This is a genomic window from Streptomyces sp. SPB074, from assembly GCF_000154905.1.
Classification (GTDB): Bacteria; Actinomycetota; Actinomycetes; order Streptomycetales; family Streptomycetaceae; genus Streptomyces.
In genome coordinates this window covers 5,741,097-5,745,167 of the sequence record NZ_GG770539.1, presented here as the reverse complement: position 1 = coordinate 5,745,167, position 4,071 = coordinate 5,741,097, and the positions used below count along the sequence as shown (strand labels likewise).

At 72.7% G+C, this 4,071-nt stretch carries 3 protein-coding genes and 1 pseudogene; all 4 read right to left on the bottom strand.

All coding sequences use genetic code 11. From position 1 onward, the window contains the following. Positions 1-284: 284 nt before the first annotated feature. A complete protein-coding gene (locus tag SSBG_RS24315) occupies positions 285-857 on the bottom strand; it encodes a hypothetical protein (RefSeq protein WP_008748720.1) in 573 nt (190 codons plus the stop codon). Next, positions 842-1,849, bottom strand: a complete 1,008-nt coding sequence (locus SSBG_RS24310; RefSeq protein WP_008748719.1) for a ParA family protein — start codon at positions 1,847-1,849, stop codon at positions 842-844. The genes SSBG_RS24315 and SSBG_RS24310 overlap by 16 nt, the downstream gene beginning before the upstream one ends. Before the next feature lie 548 nt (positions 1,850-2,397). Then, positions 2,398-3,513 (bottom strand): alanine dehydrogenase, encoded by a 1,116-nt coding sequence (gene ald / locus SSBG_RS24305; RefSeq protein ID WP_008748718.1) that lies wholly within the window; start codon positions 3,511-3,513, stop codon positions 2,398-2,400. 310 nt (positions 3,514-3,823) lie between these two features. Further along, positions 3,824-4,071: pseudogene (locus SSBG_RS36245) on the bottom strand (hypothetical protein); the annotation flags it as partial.

The following is a 4,071-nucleotide window of genomic DNA, read 5'->3' as shown; positions in this document are numbered from 1 at the left end:
GGGCGGCATGGGCGGGCGGGTCCTGGAGGGTTCGGGGGGCCTGGGCGTTCGCCTCGCACGCTACCCCCGGCCGCCGTCACCCCGAGCCGGGGCGCACCGGCCGCGCGCGCCCGCACCCGAGGAAGCCCGTGACGCGGGGAAGCCCGTGCGGCCCGGCTCGCGCCCCGTGCGGCCTCGTACGGTCACGGACCGCCTCGCACGGCCCCGCGCCCCGCGGCACCCGGCTTCCGCTCGGCGCCGCCGCCGGCGCGGCGCGGGGTCGCCCGCCCCGTGCCACCGGCGGCTCAGCGCCCCCGCAGCCGCCGGACGAGGATGCTCGCGTCGCCGCGCGACTCCAGGTCGGCGAGGACGACGGCGACCGCTTCGCGGACGATGCGGCCCCGGTCCACGGCGAGCCCGTGTTCGCCGCGCAGGACGAGACGGGCGTGTTCGAGGTCCATGAGTTCCTCGGCCGAGACGTACACGGTGATCTTCTCGTCGTGCCGCTCGCGTCCGCTCGGCCGGCGGCTCGCGCCCCGGCCGCGCCGCCGGGGCTGGCCCTGCGGCTGCTGGGGGGCGGGCGCTCCCGCGCCGCCGGGCTGCCTGGCCTGCGGCACCGAGGCGGTGGGTCCCCCCTCGGCACCCGCGCGCCGCGCGGGCCGCGGCGCGGGCACCGGCGCCGGAGTTGCCGGGCCGCCGTCCGCGGGGGCGGCCTCGCGCCCCTGGTGCTCGCCCGCGTTCTCCTCGGTCGCGGTCTCCCCGGGCGCGCCGCGCCCGCCGGAGGGCTGGGGGCGCGGCCCCGAGGAGGGCTGGAGGGCCATGCCCCCGGTCGTACGGAAGAGTTCTTCGGCTCCGGGCAGACTCACTCGGCGTGACACCGGGCGAGCACCTCCCTGGCGAGCTGACGATAGGCGGCGGCGCCGACGGAGTTGGAGGCGTAGGTGGTGATGGGCTCCCCCGCGACGGTGGTCTCCGGGAAGCGCACGGTGCGGCCGATGACGGTGTGGTAGACGTGCTCGTCGAACGCCTCGACCACGCGCGCGAGCACCTCGCGGCTGTGGACGGTCCGCGAGTCGTACATCGTGGCGAGGATGCCGTCCAGCTCCAGCTCCGGGTTGAGCCGCTCCTGCACCTTCTCGATCGTCTCGGTGAGCAGCGCGACCCCGCGCAGCGCGAAGAACTCGCACTCCAGCGGGACGATCACCTTGTGCGCGGCCGTCAGGGCGTTGACGGTGAGCAGGCCGAGCGAGGGCTGGCAGTCGATCACGATGTAGTCGTAGTCGGCCATGAGCGGCTTGAGCGCGCGCTGGAGCGTGGACTCGCGGGCCACCTCGGAGACGAGCTGGACCTCGGCGGCCGAGAGGTCGATGTTGCTCGGCAGCAGGTCCATGTTGGGCACGGCCGTCTTGAGCAGCACCTCGTCGGGCGACATCCCGCGTTCGAGGAGGAGGTTGTAGACCGTCAGGTCCAGTTCCATCGGGTTGACCCCGAGGCCGACCGAGAGGGCGCCCTGCGGGTCGAAGTCGACCAGGAGGACGCGGCGGCCGTACTCGGCGAGCGCGGCGCCGAGGTTGATGGTCGAGGTCGTCTTGCCGACCCCGCCCTTCTGGTTGCACATCGCGATGATCTTCGCCGGGCCGTGGTCCGTGAGGGGCCCGGGGATCGGGAAGTAGGGAAGCGGGCGCCCGGTGGGGCCGATCCGCTCGCGGCGCTGCCGCGCCGCGTCGGGGGCCAGCGTGGCCGCGTACTCGGGGTCCGGCTCGTACTCGGCGTCCGGGTCGTAGAAGTGCCCCTCGGGCAGCTCCTCGTAGTCGGCGAACGTGTCGCCGCTCGGGTCGCCGGCCATGGCGTTCACGATATGGCCATCCATGCTGTGGTGTGCGGTCTGCGTCGTCGGGAGACCCTGGCGGGCCGCGAAGGTGCGGACGGCGACGGAACCGACGGGACCGATCGTCGACGGGCTCGCGGAACCACCGCTTCGCGCGGCCAGCTCCGGTCGGCCACCCCCGGGAGAAAATGTCGACTCATTCACAAGTCGTCTTACCTCCTTGGCGACCAGGAAATTTCTGGACAGGTCAGCGTGGCACCATGCCGACGATTGGCGACTCTATGGCGTGTCACCACTCCGCAGCAACACAATCCGCCGGACCCGGCCCGATGTGTCGGTGTCCACGCGGACCGGTGTCAAGGGTGCACGACCGCGCATCACCCCCTCGGCACGGGCGAGTTCGCCCTGCCGAACCGCCATGAAGGGTGTGCGGGCGGCCCACTTGGGAGAGTCCCGCGCAAAAGCAGACGAACCACCGCACGCCAACGGCCGGACCTACCCGGACAGGTCCGGCCGTTGGCGTGAGAAACGCGACATCGGTTGACGCGCCCCCCCCTGCTCCCCGGGTGTCCGGAAAGGGGGCGCGCGCGTCAGTCCAGAAGCGTGTGGGTCTCGGCGTACGCCAGGCCGTGCGCCTCGGCGACCTCGCGGTAATACACCGTGCCGTCATGGACGTTGAGCCCCTTGGCGAGGGCCGCGTCACGACGCAGCGCCTCGATCCAGCCGTGCCCGGCGAGTTCGAGGACGTACGGAAGCGTGGCGTTGGTGAGCGCGTGGGTGGAGGTGTGCGGCACCGCGCCCGGCATGTTGGCGACGCAGTAGAAGACGGAGTCGTGCACGCGGAAGGTGGGCTCGGCATGCGTCGTGGGGCGCGAGTCCTCGAAGCAGCCGCCCTGGTCGATCGCGATGTCGACAAGGACACTTCCCGGCTTCATGCGCGAGACGAGTGCGTTGGAGACGAGCTTGGGCGCTTTCGCCCCGGGCACGAGGACGGCGCCGACGACGAGGTCGGATTCCAGGCAGGCGATCTCCAGTTCGTACGCGGTGGAGACGACGGTCTGGACGCGGGTGCCGAAGATCTTGTCGGCCTCCTTGAGCTTGGTGACGTCCTTGTCGAGGAGCTTGACCTGGAAGCCCATGCCGATCGCGATCTGCGCCGCGTTCCATCCCGAGACCCCGCCGCCGATGACGACGGCCTTGCCGGCGACGACCCCGGGGACGCCGCCGGGGAGCACGCCGCGCCCGCCGCCGGGCCGCATGAGGTGGTAGGCGCCGACCTGCGGGGCGAGCCGTCCGGCGACCTCCGACATGGGGGCGAGCAGCGGGAGCCTGTGGTCGGCGGTCTCGACGGTCTCCAGGGCGATGGCCGTGGTCCCGGAGGCGATGAGCGCCTCGGTGCACTCCCGGGAGGCGGCGAGGTGCAGATACGTGAAGAGCACCTGGTCCTTGCGCATCCGGTGGTACTCCTCCGCGATCGGCTCCTTGACCTTGAGGAGGAGGTCCGCGCGGGCCCACACCTCGTCGGCCGTCGGGAGGATGACCGCGCCCGCCGCGGCGAACTCCTCGTCGGTGATCGAGGAGCCCTCGCCCGCCGTGGCCTCGACAAGGACCTCGTGGCCCTGGCGGCGCAGCTCGTGGACCCCGGCCGGGGTGATGGCCACCCGGAACTCGTTGTTCTTGACCTCGCGGGGGATGCCGACCTTCATCGTCGATCACGATCCTTGACTAGAGAGGGCCTGGGACAAATAGGGCATCTGACTACATACCCGCATCCGCGACGGCACAACGGGAGAGCGCCGCTGATCTGCGGCGCAGCCAGTCTAATGAAGGGATTCCCGCTGTCCAGCCTTCCAAAGCATCATTCTTCGCGGGAAGCGCCACGGGTTTCCCAGGCGAACCCGGGTCGCGACCCCGCGTGAGCCCCGCCCGCACCATGACGGCCTCCCGCGCGCGACCCGCACCCGCACATCGCCCGCACCCGCACCCGCACCTGGCCCGTGCCCGCGCGCGGACCGGCTACGCCCCCGCCCGCAGTACCGCCGCCTCGCCGGGGCCGAGGAGGCGGGCGGCGAGTGCCCGGTGGTGCCGGGCCGAGGCTCGGGTCCCCGAGCCGGTCGAGGGTGTCGGCCAGCCGTACGTGCAGCGCGGCCCGCAGCCGTTCGTCCTCCGCGCGCTCGGCGAGGGCGACCGCCTCGCGGCACGTGTGTTTTTTCCTCCTCGGGCCGCCTCCGCGTACTCCTGGACCCGCGCCAGCTCGGCGACGG